This is a genomic window from Anaerobacillus sp. QJM3NY_17, assembly GCF_056173665.1.
This window is the reverse complement of sequence record NZ_CM149685.1, coordinates 1,930,112-1,951,050: the sequence shown is the minus strand read 5'-3', so window position 1 is coordinate 1,951,050 and position 20,939 is coordinate 1,930,112. Positions and strand designations below refer to the sequence as shown.

22 protein-coding genes are annotated in these 20,939 nt (G+C 40.7%); 3 read left to right on the top strand and 19 right to left on the bottom strand.

The genetic code is table 11. From position 1 onward, the window contains the following. Positions 1–21: 21 nt before the first annotated feature. Together AC0VYV_RS10360 and AC0VYV_RS10355 are read right to left on the bottom strand one after the other, a co-directional pair. The gene (locus AC0VYV_RS10360; RefSeq protein WP_430242527.1) at positions 22–576 is read right to left on the bottom strand and encodes a GNAT family N-acetyltransferase; all 555 of its coding nucleotides are present in this window, start codon (positions 574–576) and stop codon (positions 22–24) included. A gap of 220 nt (positions 577–796) precedes the next feature. After that, positions 797–2,233, bottom strand: coding sequence for a DUF11 domain-containing protein (locus AC0VYV_RS10355; RefSeq protein WP_475368945.1), 1,437 nt, complete (start codon positions 2,231–2,233; stop codon positions 797–799). Between the two features lie 760 nt (positions 2,234–2,993). On the opposite strand from AC0VYV_RS10355, the gene AC0VYV_RS10350 reads away from it, so the two are divergent. After that, the gene (locus tag AC0VYV_RS10350; RefSeq protein WP_475373736.1) at positions 2,994–3,215 is read left to right on the top strand and encodes a hypothetical protein; all 222 of its coding nucleotides are present in this window, start codon (positions 2,994–2,996) and stop codon (positions 3,213–3,215) included. Positions 3,216–3,241: 26 nt separating this feature from the next. Here the strand turns inward: AC0VYV_RS10350 and AC0VYV_RS10345 are convergent, their stop codons facing one another. The 10 genes from AC0VYV_RS10345 to AC0VYV_RS10300 all read right to left on the bottom strand — a co-directional run bounded on the left by AC0VYV_RS10345 (position 3,242) and on the right by AC0VYV_RS10300 (position 10,705). Further along, complete coding sequence (locus AC0VYV_RS10345) at positions 3,242–3,763, bottom strand: GNAT family N-acetyltransferase (RefSeq protein ID WP_475373735.1); 522 nt, start codon at positions 3,761–3,763, stop codon at positions 3,242–3,244. A gap of 219 nt (positions 3,764–3,982) precedes the next feature. Then, a complete protein-coding gene (locus tag AC0VYV_RS10340) occupies positions 3,983–4,246 on the bottom strand; it encodes a hypothetical protein (RefSeq protein WP_475367309.1) in 264 nt (87 codons plus the stop codon). A gap of 156 nt (positions 4,247–4,402) precedes the next feature. Next, positions 4,403–4,807 carry a VOC family protein gene (locus tag AC0VYV_RS10335; RefSeq protein WP_475367308.1) on the bottom strand — a complete coding sequence of 135 codons (405 nt, stop codon included), beginning with the start codon at positions 4,805–4,807 and terminating at the stop codon, positions 4,403–4,405. A 232-nt stretch (positions 4,808–5,039) separates the two neighbouring features. After that, on the bottom strand, positions 5,040–6,851 hold the full coding sequence (locus tag AC0VYV_RS10330; RefSeq protein ID WP_475374799.1) for a dihydroorotate dehydrogenase: 1,812 nt from the start codon (positions 6,849–6,851) through the stop codon (positions 5,040–5,042). A 538-nt stretch (positions 6,852–7,389) separates the two neighbouring features. After that, complete coding sequence (locus AC0VYV_RS10325) at positions 7,390–7,641, bottom strand: DUF4083 domain-containing protein (protein ID WP_475374798.1); 252 nt, start codon at positions 7,639–7,641, stop codon at positions 7,390–7,392. A 55-nt stretch (positions 7,642–7,696) separates the two neighbouring features. Continuing rightward, the gene (locus AC0VYV_RS10320) at positions 7,697–7,930 is read right to left on the bottom strand and encodes a hypothetical protein (protein WP_475374797.1); all 234 of its coding nucleotides are present in this window, start codon (positions 7,928–7,930) and stop codon (positions 7,697–7,699) included. Positions 7,931–8,125: 195 nt separating this feature from the next. Further along, positions 8,126–8,659, bottom strand: a complete 534-nt coding sequence (locus tag AC0VYV_RS10315) for a dihydrofolate reductase family protein (RefSeq protein ID WP_475374796.1) — start codon at positions 8,657–8,659, stop codon at positions 8,126–8,128. Between the two features lie 132 nt (positions 8,660–8,791). Beyond that, a complete protein-coding gene (locus AC0VYV_RS10310; RefSeq protein ID WP_475374795.1) occupies positions 8,792–9,256 on the bottom strand; it encodes an NUDIX hydrolase in 465 nt (154 codons plus the stop codon). Positions 9,257–9,302: 46 nt separating this feature from the next. Further along, entirely contained in the window at positions 9,303–9,740 is a 438-nt protein-coding gene (locus tag AC0VYV_RS10305; protein ID WP_475374794.1) for a hypothetical protein, read from the bottom strand. 206 nt (positions 9,741–9,946) lie between these two features. Next, positions 9,947–10,705 (bottom strand): C40 family peptidase, encoded by a 759-nt coding sequence (locus AC0VYV_RS10300; RefSeq protein ID WP_475374793.1) that lies wholly within the window; start codon positions 10,703–10,705, stop codon positions 9,947–9,949. 323 nt (positions 10,706–11,028) lie between these two features. Between AC0VYV_RS10300 and AC0VYV_RS10295 the strand changes: the two genes are divergently transcribed. Next, positions 11,029–12,702 (top strand): CoA-disulfide reductase, encoded by a 1,674-nt coding sequence (locus AC0VYV_RS10295; RefSeq protein ID WP_475374792.1) that lies wholly within the window; start codon positions 11,029–11,031, stop codon positions 12,700–12,702. A 210-nt stretch (positions 12,703–12,912) separates the two neighbouring features. Here the strand turns inward: AC0VYV_RS10295 and AC0VYV_RS10290 are convergent, their stop codons facing one another. The 7 genes from AC0VYV_RS10290 to AC0VYV_RS10260 all read right to left on the bottom strand — a co-directional run bounded on the left by AC0VYV_RS10290 (position 12,913) and on the right by AC0VYV_RS10260 (position 19,783). Beyond that, the gene (locus AC0VYV_RS10290; protein WP_475367300.1) at positions 12,913–13,683 is read right to left on the bottom strand and encodes a sulfotransferase domain-containing protein; all 771 of its coding nucleotides are present in this window, start codon (positions 13,681–13,683) and stop codon (positions 12,913–12,915) included. A gap of 308 nt (positions 13,684–13,991) precedes the next feature. Continuing rightward, complete coding sequence (glnA, locus tag AC0VYV_RS10285; protein ID WP_194221477.1) at positions 13,992–15,329, bottom strand: type I glutamate--ammonia ligase; 1,338 nt, start codon at positions 15,327–15,329, stop codon at positions 13,992–13,994. A gap of 280 nt (positions 15,330–15,609) precedes the next feature. After that, on the bottom strand, positions 15,610–16,878 hold the full coding sequence (locus tag AC0VYV_RS10280) for a methionine gamma-lyase family protein (RefSeq protein WP_475367299.1): 1,269 nt from the start codon (positions 16,876–16,878) through the stop codon (positions 15,610–15,612). A gap of 12 nt (positions 16,879–16,890) precedes the next feature. Further along, positions 16,891–18,153, bottom strand: coding sequence for a GTPase HflX (hflX, locus tag AC0VYV_RS10275; RefSeq protein ID WP_242057377.1), 1,263 nt, complete (start codon positions 18,151–18,153; stop codon positions 16,891–16,893). A gap of 55 nt (positions 18,154–18,208) precedes the next feature. Further along, positions 18,209–19,135 (bottom strand): stage V sporulation protein K, encoded by a 927-nt coding sequence (spoVK, locus tag AC0VYV_RS10270; RefSeq protein ID WP_475374886.1) that lies wholly within the window; start codon positions 19,133–19,135, stop codon positions 18,209–18,211. Between the two features lie 90 nt (positions 19,136–19,225). Further along, complete coding sequence (locus tag AC0VYV_RS10265; protein ID WP_226612892.1) at positions 19,226–19,582, bottom strand: hypothetical protein; 357 nt, start codon at positions 19,580–19,582, stop codon at positions 19,226–19,228. A 15-nt stretch (positions 19,583–19,597) separates the two neighbouring features. Beyond that, positions 19,598–19,783, bottom strand: a complete 186-nt coding sequence (locus tag AC0VYV_RS10260; protein ID WP_475367298.1) for a cold-shock protein — start codon at positions 19,781–19,783, stop codon at positions 19,598–19,600. A gap of 128 nt (positions 19,784–19,911) precedes the next feature. Here AC0VYV_RS10260 and AC0VYV_RS10255 point away from each other — a divergent pair, with 128 nt between their 5' ends. Next, positions 19,912–20,892 carry a tyrosine-type recombinase/integrase gene (locus tag AC0VYV_RS10255; protein WP_226612891.1) on the top strand — a complete coding sequence of 327 codons (981 nt, stop codon included), beginning with the start codon at positions 19,912–19,914 and terminating at the stop codon, positions 20,890–20,892. The last annotated feature ends 47 nt before the right edge of the window (positions 20,893–20,939 follow it).

The following is a 20,939-nucleotide window of genomic DNA, read 5'->3' as shown; positions in this document are numbered from 1 at the left end:
AATTTAAATTCTGTGCGTTTATTAACTCTCACGATATTCATTCCATTCTTTCGCGAGAAGACTGTACAGGATGGTGTCATGAAAGTGATCGTACAAATATTCAGCGTCTTTTATGATTCCATCGGGTTTAAAACCAAGACGTCTCGGAATTCCCTGACTTTTTTTATTCTCTATCCCGCACTGTATTTCAATTCGGTTCAATTTGTATACTTCAAATGCCTGGACAATTAGTTCATTAACGGCAGCTGTCATAATCCCCTTACCCTGGAACTTATCTGATAGCCAATAGCCAATACTCGTTTTCTTGTTAGACCAATCGATGCCATGGAATCCTACCACGCCTGCTAATCTTTCATTGTACACAATACCTGCTTGAAATCCATCATGTGAAGAAAACTGTTTTAGCCACATTTCAATCACTGGCATATAATCCTCTTTTTCTTTCATATTGTCCACCCAGGGAAGCCACTCCCTTAAATAATCTCTTGAATGGTCAACCAATTCAAATAGCTCTTGCGCATCTTCCATTTGAAGTAACTTTAAGGAGACCTCTTCATTCACTTTTAAACTAAACATACGATACCCCCACCTTTTCCTTATTCATAAATATATAGAAAGCTAATTAATACCAATTATTTCAAAAAATTTAGAATAATGCCATCTTTTATTCATTCTGTTTCTCAAAAATATTTCTATCTAGCAATCAGTTTGTTTACAATCACCGATAGGGTAGTAAATCTCTATAATTTTAGCGAACGTAAAAAAGGATGCTGAGCATGAATACAGCACCCTTTCATTAACAGCAACACCCACCGTCATCCCCGCAACACCGCTGACAAGCTGTTGTAATCACTGAATTACTAGTTGCTACTTTACCGCAGCTATACGTAAGAGTTGCTTCATTAATAATAAAGCACTTACTACCAACACGTATCTTATAGGTAATTACACGGGAATCTCCCGCCGGAATTGGATCTAATGGGAAGCCCACCGCCGGGTCAAAACCTGGTTGGGTAATGCCGTCTATCTTCACCGTATCTGGAATAAACTCTGAACCATCAGAAAGAAGATCCTCAAAAAAAGCATTGTCAGCTTCTACCACGCCATCGTTTGTTATTGTAACGGTGTATGTTAAAACGTCTCCAGCGTAGGAGATTGTTTTACTCACTTCTTTATCCAATTCTAAATCTGCTTCCCCAAAGTCAATCTGGACGCCTAGCGCATTCGGCATATAAAGATCACCTGTGGAACTAAATCGAAATAACGCAGAGGCCTGGTTGTTAGGTAAATAGTTGGTCGCATCCACATTACTGATGTCCCATCCCTGTCTTCCAGCAAATATGTTTGTACCTGGAGTACCTGGTATATGATTGCGGTCTCCATAAGAACCACTAATATCAATGTTTCCTGAATCGTCCGTTATCTGTGAACCAAAGAAATTTAATGCTGGATTACGTGGCCCTGACAGATTCGTTAGCGTAAATGCATCTACCCCAAATTCTGCCTGGTCCCCAGTAATATTCGCGTCACCCTCTTGTGCACTCAAGAGCACTCTTGCTTCTACGTCACCACTAGGTGGAGTTAAAAAACCCGCTATCGGGACGTCAATCGGGTTACCGTTACTTACTTGTCCATCTGCACCAACATAAAGGTTCATATTACGGTTATTCAAAGCTGTATTTGCATAGACAACTGCAAGAGTCCACCCCGCATGGTTAACAAACCCTGGAGCATCGACAATCGCTGGCACACTTCCTGCACTATAAGTTCCTGCTCCCGCAGACTGTACTAGGGTGGTCACATCTGCTGAACGCATATAAAAACCGTTAAATTCATTTGCTGTGATAGGATCAGGTGTAATCGGGGTATCACCGATAATCGGAGTAGAAAATAAAATATCATCATCTATTAACCCCGAAAGGTCTTCTCCACCACCTAAATACAGTCCTCCCCAAATCAATTCAGCATAGAGCACTGTACTTCCGACAGGTAAGACGAGAACAGCTTGAGATTCATTCTCAGTATAGATTGTCGTTGTGCCTGCTGATCCGACGATTGTTGGTGGTGGAAAGGCATCGACAGTTGAACCACTATCAAGCGTAATAAATGCACCGATTGTACCATCTGTTCCTGCGGTGTTTGGTATATTACTAATTCCACTAAGCCCGAGTGTATTTCCTGTAAATGTTATGGCACCACAGTTATTTGTTGCAAATCGATTTATAAAAGCCATAATCAGTTATCCTTTCTAACAATGTAGTAAACTCGAAGCATGAGAAGCTGAATTCTTCAACTTCTTCAAGTTACCATTTGTTTAATATTTCTTATCTATTGTATGCATCGCGTTAGGACAGGGTGTGCATGCTCGTCTAGTTCGACAATTCATTGTAAATTACACTTCCCTACGTCGATGCCTAAATCCGTCACTACTACATTATGTTATTGCTAGCTATCAGAGGTATTTCACTTTTCTTTAATTTCGATAGACGATCTCTATTGTAAATATAGACGCAGTTTTCTTAGCATCAACTAATCCTACGTTAATATATGAAGATCATGAACATGATGAAACGGCGAATGAGACGGCTTACTCTTATGAAAAAAGCAAAAAACACCTTTGAACTCGTTCATACGAATTCAAACAAGAGGCTGTTTCTCTTAAACTTTTTATGCTGTAACGAGACAAACAACTACTTAATACAGTGAGTTATATGAAGATGACGAGGTAGATGCAATAGTATAAAAGGAAGTTCAAGCCCTGTTAAACAGATTGATTCAAATCGAACGCATTTCTACAACGTTGTAGTTGACAATGTTAGCGTATATAGATCGAAAAAATTACACAGGTATGGCTAGTTGGTTACGAATTCAGTCAGACGAAGAACGTACCCATTTGCTTAAGCTTAGCAGGAAAAGATGGTGTAGTAGAATTAGGCGCTCTCCCTGAGCAATCGACCAATTTTTGAACTCCACTTCAAACGTTCCAACAAGTATTGGAGCACGAACAGAATATCACTAATTCCTACCATCAGGCCTATAACTTTATTAAAAAAATCAACCCGCAAACAGCAGTTATTGGACAGGAATTCTTACGAGAACAAATTGATGAAGAAGCACAAGCGCTTACGATCGTAGAGAGATTAAAGTTAGCAGGTGATAATACATCCGCTCTTCTCTTAATTGATCAAGAGCTTGCTCAAAAGCAAGCTGGATAATAATAAAGGCCCGCTAATCACAATGATCAACGGGCTTCCCTTTTCCATATGTAATGAAGCAACGATACAAACTTGCCGTTCAATAAGACTTCATCTTGATTCGTATAGGTATATGTAAAACCATTTTTCGCAAGTACTTTCTGTGAGGCGACATTATCTTGAGTTGTTCTAGCTATAATGCATTGAATGACTTCGAGATTGGTTGTCTTTTCTAATAAAAGCTTGATCGCTTTTGTCGCTATTCCATTGCCGGTATTATCTTCACCAATTCTATAACCAAGCTCGACGGTATTATTGGAGGGATTGAAATCTACTAAATTAATTCTTCCTAAGATCGTGCCATTTTCATCTTTTATAAGATAAAAGGTCGATAAACCCAGAGATTGTTCTGTTACTAATTGTACGAGCTTGTCGTTAAACGTCTCAAATTTATAATAATCCTCTCCACGATCTGGGACCATCTTATTGAAATAAATTCTGTTTGCGACTTCAAAGTGAAACAATGATTCCGCATCACTTTTTTGAAGTCTATGTATTTTAACTTCCATCATGTTCTCCCCCCGCTAAATCAATCATAGTAGAACTTTACCGATCATGAATCAATTCATGCAACGCCCAAAATTCCTACAAGGACTGAGCCAGTTTAATGTTTTTGGCCTAATGAAGAGTGCGTGACGGTAGATATAAAAAAGTATCGAAAGCATCATCGCCGCTAACAACGCAATCCGAACAACCATCGTTTACACTCTTTCAGTCAAAACAACAGATTAAGCCTTGTTTTCGGTTTTCAAGGAGTACTTAGTGAAATAAGCACCGAGTAAGAGAAAAACCATCATCGCAACCCAGTTAATCATTCCCATGAAATCAAACCAGTAAGCTAAAAGGTTCACGATCGCAATAAGAAAGAGAAACACTGGCGTTAAAGCACTCTTTATACCGGTCAAATCAGCCGCTTTTCTTTTACGAAAAACGATAAATGTAGCTACAATTAAGGCTATAACCGTGATAATTGTTAAGAGAACAGGTGTCATTTGTCCCCTCCTCCTTTTCAACGTGGTGACGCTTTACGTAATATTGGTGTGAGCAGTTTCAAAATAATAAATCCTTTTTATCCTTACCGTTGATTTTAACATATTATTCCACACTCAATTCCAACTACAAGTATAAAAGTTACGTATCTATTAAGTTTAAATCCCTTCTGTATTCATTAGTACAACTCTCCAGCCATCAGGATCTTCAATCGTTATCCCTTTCTCTTTCCAATACACATTTTCAGGTTCTACTTCCCTATGCCCCATTTCATTAAGTCTTTTTGCTACGCTCTTCAGCTCTTCTCCATTTGGAATATAGAAAACGATCAAGTTATCAGCAGTAGGAGCAGGGCAAGGGCTACCTTCTTCATGTGACGTGAACTCTAGCTGATAAGATAGATGAGGTAATCCATATACCACTCCCGTATATCCTGCATGTCCAGTAAATTCAGCCACTCGCTGCAAGCCTAATCCATGTTCATAAAACTGAATAATCTTATTCAATTGATCGGTCGGCCTAGCTATTCGAACTTGCACTGCGTTAAAATCTTGAAATTTCATCGTCGTTCCCTCCAATTTATGATCTCAATAATACAAATAGATATTTGTTATATACTAATATTTTAAAATTTCTTCAGCGTCATAGCAGTGGAATAATGAATGAACTTTTCTACAACTTTAGGATGAAATAAAAGAATTATTCATATAAAAAAGCTGAAGTACCTTAAAGTCAACTTCAGCTTTTATTAAAATTAAATCCGCATTAAACAATTGCAAAACCTTTTCTTATTCTTCAAGATGAATACTTCCCCATCAAGTAACGTTTTGAAAAATACAAGCCTCCAAAGTATAGTGCAAGAGCGATATAGGCCGGTAGCAAGTGAATAAACGTCGTATAGCCAATCATATTGTGTACATAAATTCCTGCTACAAATGCAGGCAATCCTCCTATAAGAAACATCCACCATAGCCAGGCATTCCCCGATTGGAAGCCCCAAAGAGCAGACATTAGCACTAACAATCCAACGCTAATCATCGCTCCTCCGAATCCAGCACGGTCATGGGCGATGACTGAGATCAATCGATCATTGAAGGACTGAATGAGATCCGCTGGCATGCAGATGTATTGTAAATCCGTTGGCACAAAAACCCCTGTCACACCAATTCCTGCAATAATCACTCCACCCAGAACAAATGAAAAGCCAAGCATAACAAAACAAAATTGCCCAATAACGCCTTTACGCCATGCCAGGTCATTCCGACGGTTGCGTGATTTTGGCGTTTTCTTAATGCCTTTCGTTTTCACGTATCCTCTAAAGTAAAAGGGTAATAACACAATCCAAAACAGCAAGTGTAACCAGTCGAAGTATCCATAGCCAATGAAAAGCAAGATGCCTAGAAAACCGATAATTGCCGCAATATCAATCGCCTGCTTCGCCCACAGCAAACCGTACTTAACTCCGTTATAAGACAACGTCATATAAACAATCCCACCAGAAATCATCGTTCCTGCTAACGTCATTCGGTCATGTGCCATAAACCATAAGAGTCGTTCATTAAAGAGAAACAGCTCCTCACGAGTTAGCTGCATAAACCTTTCATCATATGGTAAAACGATCGAAGTAAGACTTAACATTAAAGCAATCATGCCACCGATCATGATGAATAATCCAAACAAAAAGTAGTCTTTCCATCCACGACTTTCTTCTTGTAAAACGCTGTCGTTCATCGCTTCATAAATTCTCTTAGGCAACCCTGGCCCAGCTTCGACATATTCACCAGATAGGAACAACAAATCAGCACCGTGATTCACTGGCTGTAGAGCATCATCAGGTTCCTTCACTCCACCCACGGTCACCAATCGTAATGAAGGATATTCTTTTTGACAATAGGCAATCGCTTCCTTATGTATCGCAAGGTTTGCCAACGTATCCAAACCTTGCACTTCATCAATCACAACACCCGTTATGTATGGAGAAATAGAATCCAAGTCAGCCTTTTCAATTTGATTACCTGGCACTCGAACATAAATGCTTTTCCATTCTCGAATGGACCTCAGCACTTCCATATGAGTAAAATCGATTTCGTTATAATCAATTTCATAAACACCGTTATAAGGTTTTAAAGCTCTAGCAATCTCAATTAACTCAACGTTTGTACCGCTTAACTGGAACATAGCGGGCTGAACCAACTTGGCTTGATCTAATCGTTGAATCGTCTTTGCAAGCCCCGCTCTCTCTCTGTGTTCAGAAAAAGCAATACTTCTATTTTGTAGCCTCGTTGGTTTCGTGTATTCTTCAAATGGCTCCTTCGTAATCGGACCAATTTCAATACAGCCAAACCCTAAATGACTAAATCCTTTTAAACCAGAGAGTCTGGGATCAATTTTGCCTGATAGCCCCACACAGCCTGGAAAAGTAATGTCTTCGATCTTAACCATCAGCTCATCCGCTACCTCTTCTCTTCCTAAAAAATGAATGAGATGCTGTCCACCTGGAAGTGAAGCGATACGATTCATGGATTGATGAATAAACTCTCTTGAAGCTTCGGGACTCCATTTTGATAGAAAAGGTTTAAACATGACATGATAGGACCAGTCCGGCATATAATCACCCCTTCTAGTTTACATAATTTAATTATAGTTTACTAATTTGCTAAATAATGTGTGTGCTGAGTCGTAGTCGTTTCCATTAGTTTATATTTTTTATAATAAATCAGTCATTAACAGAATGAAAAGTATAACCGCTGTAACAATGTATGTATTGGCTATTTTTTTATTTTGTTCTTCTTCTCTTATTTTTTCGATTCCAAACAGCAGAAACATGACAAACAAAAATGAGATAAAGACTTGACTAGAAATCGCGTTAGGCAAAATAAAAAAATGAGTAAAAGCCATTCCTATTGCTACGAATGCCAACAATAAATTCACTTTTCGTAAATGAGTCAAAGAAATCACGCCTTTCTAATGCATCGTTCTTTAACTAAATAGCGGGACTGTTTTTCTTGTTTATTTGAAGGAACTAGGAATTTCTCTTTCCTTTTCGATTACCGTTAACAGAAATAGAAAAAAGACTGCGCGCATACACGCCACAATCAGATTTACTCAAGCTTCCACTTCTTCATAAGGTCATATTTTAACTCTTTCATCGTTTCTTTTCTTCTAGCAACTCGATAATTCTATCGAGCTTGTCTTCAACATTTTTCGTTCGCTTATGATTAACTTTTGAATTAATCAGCAGCCGTCTTATAAATAATACGAAAGATCCTACAGTGATGCCCAACAATATGATTGTCATCAAAAAGATCAACAAAGAAGGTCCATTATCCAAACTACCACTACTCCATTCTTCAATATTCTTAGATGAAATACAATGTAATTTTACCTTATCTTCCATTTCTAATCTTTATCCTACTTGCCCAATACTTAAAGCTGTGCACTCATCAATTTCTTTAAGAGGAAGAGCTTTCACGCTCATTTAGGTACTTTTGATAAGCTTCTTTCACTTTATCTCTTTCTGGGGTAATCTTAGAAACTCTGTGATGGATGTCATGAAGGAGATACAGTCCACGGAAAAGGCAACCAGCAACGATGCCAAACGCTACAATTCCACCTACTAGTGGCACAGTCATCATCAAAATGAATCCTAAAATAGAGGCTAAAAAGATCGATAATAGTAAATACAAAAAAACCCTCCAATAACTTTTTTCTAACCACTTTCATAATCCCATTCATCTACTATTAAACAATACCATATTTTTACCAACAAACTGCGTCCTTCAAGCATTTCCTTATCAAAATCGCATAAAAAAAAGCGGTTCATCAATGTGCCCAAACCATTTTTGGACAATTTGATTGAACGGCTTTTTCAATATCTTACATTATCCTTTTTTAACTAAGTAATGAAGCTGTGCAAACTGACCATACTGGCGCACATCGGTTAACTCCAGGTCATGCTTGATCTCACTGTGTTGAAATAGTGGAATTCCTTTACCAATTAACGCTGGTGCAAGCGAGATAATGAATTCATCAATCAAATTCTTCTCAAGAAACTCATGAAACAATACACTGCCACCGATCAGCCAGACTGTCCCTCCACCCTGCTCATTTAATCTACTCAATAATGAAGAAGGGTCTTCCGATGTAAATGTAACATCGTCTGTGTTTTCTCGTGATTGAGTCGTATACACATAGGAAGCTTTTCCCTCATACGGGTTAACCCCGTTCTCTTGTTCCATTATCCAGTCATATGTACGTCGCCCCATGATGAGTGTGTCAACATCTTTCATGAACTCCCCATAACCCGCGTCACCTTCTGGATCAACTTTAAAAAGCCAGTCGAGTGAGTCATCTTCCGTTGCAACGTAGCCGTCAACGCTAGTTGCGATGTATACGGATACTTTCCGCTTTGGCATTGAATTCCCTCCTATATACTCATTGAAGTGATTTGTTGGAAGATCACTATATCAAATAATAAAAAGACGGCGAATCTCTCTTACTATCTCACATTTAACCTCTAATATGTTGCCTTACTTGAATCATTTCTATTACCCAATGATAGGCTGATCCTTATCACTTACAAGATCATTAATCATAAGTCTGTGCTCACTGAAGAGGTTTTCCGGAAGATCACCTAGTGAAAAGAATGCTGTCTCGAACGACTCGTCACTTCCTCGTAGCTTACCTTCAAAATCATGACATCGGAATAGAATTTGAACCGGAGACACCTGATCGCCATTACCAAACGTTTTTTCTTTATCGGGGCCTGAATAGATCCCAAACAGCGACATGTCTTTCAGCACAAGACCCGCCTCTTCAAATACTTCTCGTCTTGCCGTTTCCTGAACCGATTCATTCAAATCCATAAATCCACCTGGCAGTCCCCATGACTCGCTATCAGTGCGAAGCTGTAACAGCAATCGATTCTCATCATCAAAAACCATCGCCCCCGCTACGACCATAATGACTTTCTCATGACCTACCATAGAACGTAGGTGCTGTATGTAGTCCATAACTAACCTCCATAGTTGTTTTATGATTATTCTACTGATCTTTTAACTAAGACGGAAAATAGTTATTCAAGTTTAGAATAAAAATGAGAACTAGAATTCCAAAACATATGAAAGGGATCGTCCAATTTACTTTTATGTATTTCATGAAAAAGCGATCCAATAAGAAAAACGAAAAAGCGATAGCCATGGCCCCAAGGCCAAAGAGTGCTCCAGCCCCGATATGAAAGAACGCTGATCCATACACCTCTCGTATTCTAGTTCGATCCGATAGAATCGAGGCTAAGACGTCACTTAACAACGAAGCCCAAATGCCATAAATGTAAATAGCTAAAAATATTTCAAGGAACAGATGGTTCACACCATTAAAATATGACATTTCCGGGTAAAACAGCTTTGAAGCAAGCAGTGACAATAACACAATATAAGCAACGCTTACCGCTAACTTTCTTTGATAGATGTTTTGTAGTGCGTGATGTTTTGACATGATTGAATCTCACTTTCATAACACAAGATATCTTTTCTCAATATCAATGATATCCATACAGATGACGATTGTAAATGAATGAGAAGATTTAATGCAGCGCTCAATGAACCGCGAAAAAAAGATGCTAATCATCTTATGAAATGATTAGCATCCCTCTTGAACTAGCCACGCGATTATTTAGAAATCACGCTGGCCTTATATGATGGTTATTTGAATGACTTAACGCCTAAATAATGGTCTTGCCAAAAGTCGTAGCTAAGATCAGTGACTTCCACTCCGCCGCTACCTGCGTGGATAATTTGGTTGTCGCCGATATAGATTCCGCTATGTGAAGCTCCTTCTACATCATAAGTGCCTTCAAAAAAGACAACATCCCCGATCGCTGGAGACTCTACTTCTGTCCCGTCATATTTCCACATATCACGTTCCGTTCTTGATAAGTCGACTCCAGCTTCGTTAAACACATATTGGATGAACCCACTGCTGTCAAACCCGTCTGGAGTTGTGCCGCCCCATACATATGGTGTTCCAATTAAGCTTTCCGCAATGGAAACCACTTCGGATTCGGAAACGGACTCAGTAGGAGCGTCATCTGACGTTTCAGTCGCTTCGGATTCACTTGAGGATAGTGCACCCATAACCTCAGGTCCAGCTATACCGTCTACAGTAAGTCCCTCGTCTTCTTGAAATTCTTCAACGGCATCTTCTGTGATCTGACCATAAATACCATCCAAGTTATATGGATAATAACCGAGAGATTCCAGTTCTGTTTGTAGTGCCGTAACAGCCTCGCCACGATCCCCGCTCAGAACATTGATTGATGAATTAACTGAATCACTTTGCTTCACGTCATTTGAATCGACCTTAGCAAATGCTCCTTCACTTAAGACTGGAGAAAAGACCATCGCGGCCACCAAAGTAGATGAAGCAATATATTTTCGTGCGGTTAATCTAGATTTGTTCATGTAAATTCCTCCTACCGATTCTAGCTGAAGTTTAGCAACTTGATAGATAAATAAAAATTTAAGATATGTAACTACTAGCAACCTATATGCCGTGTGATTGTCACACTTCTTCGAGCCGATTCACCTAGTCTAACAGAAAAGTTCGATCACGAGGTTTCACTGTGATTAAGCCTGGATGATAACTTTTACAAAAAGCATTTCCAGTGTTACTAGATGTGTCATCATTCAATTAAATGTGAGAACCATCACATTCTTCCCTACAATAATGAAATATAATAAAAGAGACAAATACCCCTATAGGTAATTAAAAAGGAGACGATCATATGAGTAAGAAAATTGCCATTGTTGGTGGCGTAGCTGGTGGCTCAACAGCGGCAGCTCGTTTAAGGAGATTAGATGAAACCGCAGAAATTGTTATGTTTGATAAAGGTGAGTATATTTCTTACGCCAACTGTGGGCTCCCTTACTATATAGGTGGAACGATTGAAGACCGCAAGAAACTACTCGTCCAAACACCAGAAGGCATGACAGCAAGGTATAACTTTGATATTCGTACATTAAGCGAAGTTACACGAATTGATCGTGCAAAAAAATCCATCTTTGTGCACGATTTAAAATCCGGTCAAACTTACGAAGAAACGTATGATCAACTAATTCTTTCACCAGGAGCACGTCCGATTGTGCCACCGATCCCTGGGCTCAATGAAGCAAAGGCACTCTTTACTCTTCGAAATATTCCTGATACCGATCGGATCAAATCATATGTTGATGAAGAGAAACCATCACAAGCTGTTGTTATAGGCGGTGGCTTTATCGGGGTTGAAATGGCTGAAAACTTGAGCGACCTTGGCATGAACGTCACGCTAATTGAAATGGCGAATCAAATTATGCCACCACTCGATTATGAAATGGCCGCAATCGTTCACCAGCACCTTAGGAATAAAGGCATTAATTTGATTTTAAATGACGGAGTAAAGGCGTTCGAAAGCAATGGAACGAAAGTGCTCAGCTTAAGCGGAAAAGAAATCGCTACGGACCTGATCATTTTGTCAATCGGCGTCCGCCCAGAAAATGAACTAGCTGTCCATGCCGGTTTATCTGTAGGAAAACGAGGCGGGATTCAAGTAAACGAATACCTCCAAACGAGTGATCCTTCCATCTATGCAATTGGTGATGCCATTGAAGTAAAGTGTTACATTAATAAGGAACCAACCATGATTCCTTTAGCATGGCCAGCAAACAGACAGGGAAGACTCGTAGCTGATAACATTTACGGCAAAAAAACACCTTATAAAGGGACACTCGGAACATCCATTGCCAAAGTGTTTGACTACACCGTTGCTACGACAGGTAATAATGAGAAAACCTTAAAAAGCCTTGGCATTGCTTATGAAGTTGTGCACGTTCATCCAGGTTCTCACGCCGGATATTACCCAAACGCCTTCCCTATTGCCTTAAAGCTCATTTTCGATAAAAAAACAGGAAAGATCTTCGGCGCACAAGCAGTCGGCAAAGATGGCGTAGATAAGCGAATCGATGTCATCGCCACCGCGATTAAAGGAGGCCTAACCGTTCTCGATCTCCCTGACTTAGAACTCGCCTACGCCCCTCCTTACTCTTCAGCGAAAGATCCGGTGAATATGGCGGGATATGTAGCAAGTAACATCGTTGAAGGTATGATTGAAACCGTTCAGTGGCATGAGATTGATACGATCGTGGAAAACGGCGGTACACTTATTGACGTACGAACTCCATCAGAATTCAAGAATGGATTTATTAAAGGAGCTATTAATCTTCCAGTGGATGAATTACGGAGTAAGCTTCATGAACTGCCGCAGGATGAAGCGATTTATGTGCATTGTCAGGTTGGGTTACGGGGATATATTGCGACACGTATTCTTCTGGAGAATGGGTTTGAAGCGGTTAATCTTGATGGTGGGTATCGGACTTATGAGCTAGTTAGAGAAAAACAATTGCACAGGAATTATTTGGAATGAATTTCAAATAATCTACTATTTTCATAACGTCAATAGTAGGATCGTCCAATGATTTAATCTCGTAAAACTATCTGAAATAATACATTGAAAATAAAAAGCGGCATACCCTAATCAATTCAAAAAGGTACGTCGCTTCCATTTATATCTAATCCTTAAACATATTTAAAACCGATAGATTTCTTAAGAAGCGAATGAATCATTCCTTACTTTCTACCAATCAAATTTTTTTTCATATCCTAAATCGATGAGAAGCTGTCCAGCTCTCTCTTTAAATGCTTTTTTACATGGTCCATTAAACTCTGTCAACCATCCCCCTGATTGCCCTTTTCTAAAAGTAGGAGAAGTTTTAGTGTTTATATTATTGATCATTTGTTTTATCATCGTTTCTTTATTTATTGGAGTCACTCCATCCCCCCAAAGAAAAGTAATGATTTTTTCCAAGGTTTCAACGCATGCTGAATTTGATATATGAAGATCTTCATATTTTACAGTGAGCACATTTTCCTGCTCCATCCATGGTTGAAAACTTCTAAACCAAGTGTCTATAGAAGGATAAACTAAATTTCGATCGGTATCATTGATTCCCTCAATTAATGTAAGGCAACGATCTTTCATGGATATTTCATTTTCTTGGAAGTATTGATAAAGGGCATGGTTTGGTAATTTATCAATAAAATAACCATACGATACGACCACGTCTCTCAAATCCCTAACTAAAAAAATTTGCTTAAGATCATTTCTATCAAATATTTCTTTCCAAGAGGGCAAAAAGTAAAAATGACCATGGATGAATTGATTGTCATTCATATGATTTAATCGATCAATATCTTCACTTTTGTTAAAATTGGGGGCACCGTATAAAACATGCTTAGGGTTATTTGTTATCACATTGGGATTCATTCCAAGTAATAATTGTTTCAATAAATGGGTGCCGCTTTTAGGAACGGTATTCAATATAAAAGGTTGCAAATCTTTCTTCAATTCCTCTTCTCTCCTTTTCAATTCAAAACTTACATTATATTTCCCATTAAAGTGTTAGAAGGATTTTGGTTACATCCCACACATCATTATTTGCTTTCATTTACAATCAGCTCAATTATTAACTAAATCCCTCTATTTTGAGTCATTATATACTTTATTTCGAATTGCATTGTTTGCTTGTTTAGAAGCCTACCCATTCCTAATTTGTACATTTCATTACCAACATAAGTAGAAACCTTCTCCATGAATATACACACCAAAAACCCCCTCAACACAACCGTGTTAAGGGGGTTCTCTCACTCTATCTTTTAGTAAGTCGTCATATACTGTTCGCGTTCCCAAGGGTGTACTTGCGTACGGAACATATCCCATTCGATCTCTTTTGCTTCGATGAAGTGCTCGGCTGCGTGCTCGCCTAGTGCTTTCATCATCACTTCGTCTTTCTTAAGAAGTTCAAGCGCATCGTGTAGTGTTGCTGGAAGGTCTGTGATGCCTTCTTCAACGCGTTCTTGCTTATCCATCACGTAGATGTTGCGCTCTGTTGGAGCTGGTGGCGTCATTTTGTTCTTGATGCCGTCAAGTCCAGCTGCAAGTAGTGCTGCCATTGCAAGGTACGGGTTCGCAGATGGATCTACGCTACGTACTTCGATACGTGTGCTGATTCCGCGGGAAGCAGGAACACGGATAAGCGGGCTACGGTTACGAAGAGACCATGCTACGTAGCAAGGAGCTTCGTATCCAGGAACTAGACGCTTGTAAGAGTTGATCGTCGGGTTCGTGATTGCTGTGAACGCTTCAGCGTGCTTCATAGTTCCAGCGATAAATTGACGTGCTGTTTCGCTTAGGCCAAGCTCATCTTTCGGCTCGTAGAATGCATTTACTCCGTCTTTAAAGAGGGACATGTTGGCATGCATACCCGATCCGTTAACACCGAATAGTGGCTTCGGCATGAACGTTGCGTGAAGGCCGTGCTGACGAGCGATCGTTTTAACCGCTAGCTTGAACGTCTGGATGTTGTCACACGTTGTTAGTGCATCTGCGTATTTAAAATCAATTTCGTGCTGTCCAGGAGCTACTTCATGGTGAGATGCTTCAATTTCAAAGCCCATGTCTTCAAGCTCAAGAACGATATCACGACGGCAGTTTTCACCAAGGTCTGTTGGCGCAAGGTCGAAGTATCCGCCTTTGTCGTTTAGTTCAAGCGTTGGTTCACCGTTTTCGTCCATTTTGAATAGGAAGAATTCTGGCTCTGGTCCAATGTTGAAGTCAGAGAAACCAAGCTCTTCCATTTCTTTTAGAACGCGTTTTAGAACTGAACGAGGATCCCCTTCGAATGGCGTACCATCCGGGCTGTAGATGTCACAAATAAGACGAGCTACTCTTCCTTTTTCAGATGACCATGGGAAGACTACCCATGAATCTAGATCCGGGTAAAGATACATATCAGACTCTTCAATACGTACAAAGCCTTCGATTGAAGAACCGTCAAACATCATTTTATTATCAAGAGCTTTCTCAAGCTGATCAACCGGAATTTCAACGTTCTTAATAATTCCTAGTAGGTCAGTAAACTGCAAGCGAATGAACTTAACGTTCTCGTCCTGCGCCATTTTCTTAATATCGTCTGCTGTAAATTTGTTCGACATGTAAAATGAATCCTCCTTAAGAAATAAAAAGATTTTAGTGAATCCGCTAGAATACCTGTACGAGTTTATGTGTGCTTTCATTATGCTCGACTCGTCAAATGAGTACATTTCGAAGCAATCCAAAAATTCAGAATCGCATTAACATTCGAAATTGCCACTCCCTTCTTCACTTACACTCATCATACACGAACATTCACGTTATCGTGTTAAAGTGCGTGAGGTAATCTCACATGCTTTTTAGAACAAAAAAAGGCAGGGAATAAATCCCTACCTAAATACCCTATGAGACAGTAATCAAACCTTTATTCAATAAATCATCTACGGCACGAAGCACGCTAATTTTCACATGTTCAAAGGTGAGCCCACCTTGAACGTACGCAACGTACGGAGCTCTGAGTGGTCCGTCAGCTGACAATTCAAGACTAGCCCCTTGAATAAACGTACCCGCTGCCATAATCACGTCATCCTCATATCCTGGCATATAAGCGGGTTCCGGACGAACGTGCGCATTCACCGGAGAAGCCGCCTGAATCGCCTGACAGAATGCGATCATTCGCTCTCTATCATCAAACTGAACCGATTGAATGAGGTCCGTTCGTTTGCTGTTCCAGTGTGGCGTTGTATTAAATCCAGCTTCTTCAAGTAGGGCTGAGCTATACACAGCCCCTTTTACCGCTTGTCCAACCGTGTGCGGAGCAAGGAAAATCCCCTGGTACATTTCTTGAAGAGAATAAAGCGAAGCGCCAACTTCTCTCCCGATCCCAGGGGACGTTAAGCGATAGCCGCACAGCTCAATCAAGTCTTCTCTCCCTACAAGGTAACCACCGGTTTTGACGATACCTGCGCCAGGGTTTTTAATTAATGATCCTGCAATGAGATCTGCCCCAATGTGACAAGGCTCCTGCTCTTCCACGAACTCGCCGTAGCAGTTATCAACGAAAACGATGACGTCTTCCTTGATTGATTTTACAAAATCAATCATCTCTTCGATTTCAGAGATCGTAAACGATGGTCGGTTCGCATAGCCTTTCGAGCGCTGAATGCCAATCATTTTTGTTTGGGCTGTGATCGCATTTCGAACAGCTTCAAAATCCACTGCTTCATCCAATAATGGAATCGCTTGATAGCCAATGTGAAAGTCTTTCAATGAACCATTACCTTCTCCACGTGTGCCAACGATTTCTTCTAACGTATCGTACGGTGCACCTGTTATATAGAGAAGCTCATCGTTTGGTCGCAGTATGCCAAATAAGGCAGTTGAAATCGCATGCGTACCAGAGACGATTTGCGGGCGAACGAGCCCCGCTTCTCCTCCGAAAACATCGGCATAAAGCTTTTCAAGCGTATCTCTACCATCATCGTCATAGCCGTAGCCTGTAGATGGAGTAAAATGAAAGTCGCTAATACGATTTTTGTGAAAGGCCTCGAGAACGCGGTATTGGTTCGCTTCAACGCGCTCATCGATTTCTTTTAATGCTGGCTGGATTTTCTCTTCCGCTTTCTGCGATAGCGATTTTAGTTCTTCTTGATGTGTAAAATTCATAAACATAGTCTTCTACTCCTAATCGTTGTTCCACTCGTTAATGATACGTTCGTATAAATGGGCTGGGGCATATCCCTTACATCTGTAATGATCCTTCTCTTCATCCCACTCTCGTTCGATTAAAACGGTGTTTCGCTGCAAGTAAGCTAGTTTGTCACCTTGATCGGCGTTAATCGAAATCGAGAAGTATTCCATTTGCTTTAAGACTTCGCTCTGCAAACGGTCGTTCAATCGCTTCAAATCAGCTTGCTTCAGAGCTGAGATGAGAATTTGCTCATTGACGCTGCTTTGAACAGACGGATCCGCGCGATCAATTTTATTAAATACAGTGAGCACTGGAATGTGAGATGCTTTCAGATCCTTTAATAGCTTTAACACGATTTCTTCATGACGCTCCCTGTCAGGATGCGAGGCATCAATGACGTGAAGAATCAAATCCGCTTCTGTTGCTTCTTCAAGCGTTGATTTAAACGAAGCAACAAGCGTTGTCGGAAGATCCTGAATAAATCCTACCGTGTCTGTTAGAAGGACGTTGTAACCATTCGGAAGCTTCAATTGCCTCGTCATCGGATCAAGCGTTGCGAAAAGCTTGTCCTCTTCATATGAATCGGCATTTGTTAGGCGATTGAAAATGGTCGATTTCCCTGCGTTCGTATATCCAACTAGCGCCACTTGTAGCGTTTCATTGCGCTTTCGTCGCGCACGGTACTGATCACGGTGTTTAACTGTATTGTCGAGCTGACGCTTCAGATCCGTGATGCGGTTCCGGATGTAACGACGATCTGTCTCAAGCTTCGTTTCACCTGGACCTCTTGTCCCGATACCGCCTCCAAGCCTTGATAAGGACGTTCCCTGTCCTGCAAGGCGCGGCAGCATGTATTGAAGCTGAGCGAGCTCAACCTGAAGCATACCTTCTCGTGATCTCGCTCGCTGTGCGAAAATATCTAAGATGAGCTGTGTTCGATCAATCACACGTGCATCCAACGCTTCTGATAAATTCCGAAGCTGACTTGGTGAGAGCTCACTATTGAAAATAACGATTGTTGCTTCTTTTTCTTCAATTAGGGAAGCTAGCTCCTCGACTTTCCCTTTCCCTATAAAGGTCGCCGAATGAATGCGCTCCCGCTTTTGTGAGAGCGTGCCTTCCACGACACCGCCTGCGGTTTTAGTTAATGCCGCCAGTTCATCCATCGTATATGCAAACTGTTCATCTGTTTGGTTTTGAAGCTGAATCCCGATTAGAATCGCTGGTTCAGCTGCTTCAATTCTTTCTTTATTCAAATGTACGTTCCCTGCCTTTATCAATCAGTCTGTTCTCATCATACCAGATGCGCATTTAATCTTCTATAGGGATGTCTTCTGGTAAAAGAAGCTCAAGTGCCGATCGATCAATGACGTCTGCTTGTAGCAAACGAACCGCCTGTTTTCGAATCGCTTTTTCAATGATATTTCGAACAAACCGACCGTTGCTAAACGCATTTGTTTCCCGCTCACGCTTTTTTATAAAGCTCTGCTTTAATTTCCACTCTGTCTCTCTTGAGAACCGATACTGCCTTTCTGCCGCCATCTTCTTTGCGATCTCAAGAAGCTGTTCATTTGAATAATCCGGAAAATCAATCACAAGTGGAAAACGAGACGGAAGCCCTGGGTTTAGCGAAAGGAAGTGCTCCATTTCATCTGAATAGCCAGCAAGAATGAGGATAAAATCTTTATGATGATCTTCCATCGCCTTCACAAGCGTATCAATCGCTTCTTTACCAAAGTCCTTTTCGCCCCCACGGGCAAGCGAATACGCTTCATCAATAAAAAGAATGCCACCTTTTGCTTTTTTGACAAGCTCTCTCGTTTTTTGTGCGGTATGGCCAATATATTCTCCGACAAGATCCGCTCGCTCTACTTCGATCAGGTGCCCCTTTGAAAGAACGTTCATCTCAAGGAAAAGCGTTCCTAACAGGCGGGCCACCGTTGTTTTCCCAGTCCCCGGGTTTCCTTTGAACATCATGTGAAGGGCCTGCGTATTTTGTTTTAACCCGTTTTCCTCTCTACACTTGTTTACATAGAGCCACGCGTAGACTTCTTTTAATAAATACTTCATTTCCTTTAACCCGATTAACTGTTCCATCTCCTGTTGAATCCGTTCAAGCGGCATATGCTTTTTCGTTGCTTTACTAAGCGCGGCATCCGCCGTCTCCTGAAGAACTTCCGATTGACGGAGGACGATATTTATTTGACCTTTACGCTGCGTTACGGATTGCTGCACGATGCTCACCTCGCTTTAATCTCACACGATAGTATACGCACTGAGCCCAAATCCGTGACAAACGCCCAAAAGAAAAACACTCTTTTCGAGTGTTTAACTAATCCCGATCCGTTCAACAAAGGATTCAGGTATATTAATTTTCGGTTCGCCCTTCTTCGCGTCATAGGATCTATAGTGTGTAAGGACTTCACCGTTCTCCACGACATCGATTTCAAGCACGTGGCGATCTGAGCGTTCGAGCATCTTCATGAATATATCGCCTTCACTTAGCGTATATAAAACAAAACGACTTCGTAAATAAGTGATCTCCTTCTTCTGCACTTCCGGAAGATCAGTAAAGACTTCATAAAAGCGCTGCATGGAAGCAACGTGTTTTCCTTTTCCTGCCGCTTTCGTCACACTAACAATCTGCTCTGCTTTATCCATGATTTTCTCGACAATTTTATTCATGTGCTGCCTCCATTGTCATTTGATTTCTGGGAGGTTTCGAATTTCACTCATCATTTCAGCGCCACATAACGGACATGCTGGTGTATCAGAGAACGAGTAATCAGCTCGCATCCAGCCAGCACAATCCCCACCCGAACAAGACCAGACGTCTGTATCTACTTCTGGAATAGGCTCTTGCTGCTGTTTTGAAAAAAAGGCCATGTCTAACCGCTCCTTTTCGATTTGGTTATCAATAGTATTTCCAATAATCCCAAAAACATGTAACCCTTTGTAAAACAGAATGTTCAAAGATTTTGTTATAATGGAACAAAATGAGAGGTGATTATCGAATGGAGCTTTTCAATCAGCCACTTCCAGACTTCTTGGAAGAGTATCTTCAGTCACTCGAACGGAAAGGACGCAAGGCGTCTACGCTAAAGCGCTATCGCTATGACCTTGTCGATTTCACCGTCTGGTATCGCACCATTCATCGCAAGGTAGATTTCGAAAACTTTCGCAATTTGACGACGGAACAGCTACAGGAATACATTCGCTACCTGCATCTGGAACGCCACTATTCCGAACGAACGTTAAAAAGAATCATGACTGTATTGAATCAAGTATATCGCTATTATATGTCATTAAATCGAACTAAGACCAATCCTATGAAAGAAGTCGTCCTGCCAACGAATGGTGACGCAGGCTATATCGAGACCGACTTTCTTCAGGAGGAAGAATCACAAAAGCTCCTTGATACGATTGTATCTCTCACTGATTTAACAGACAATCAGCTTAGAGCACGTGAATTCCTGATCGACCGCAACTTAATCATTGCACGCCTTTTTCTAAACTATGGTCTCACGCTTCAAGAGCTATGTGCGCTATCGATGAAAGACATCTCTTTTGAGCAAAATGAGCTCTTTGTCACTTCCGCTTCAGGAAAAAGAACCGTCAACCTTACTCCGGAGCATAAGAAAATTTTATTCGATTACTATCACACGATTCCAGCGCCTGTGAGACCGAGGCTACATAGCGATGATCCACTCTTCGTCTCATTTGACTTTCAGCGACAAACGTACCGCTGGAGTTATGAAGTCGATCGTCCTAAACGGTTAACGGAAATCGCCGTTCAGAAAATGATTCGCCTTGAAGTACAGAGAGCCGGACTTCGTAAGGGCGTATCCGCACAGCATATGCGACGAACGTGCGTCATTAAAGCCATTGAAAACGATCTTTCAGTTGATCAGCTTCGCATGCAGTTTGGGTTAAAGGCAGATTTGACACTGAAGCGGTACTTCGATTATATCGAGAAAAAGCAAATCTCCTCTTAATGAAAGGCTCTGTTAGCTCAATTAACAGAGCCTTTAAATATGAAAAA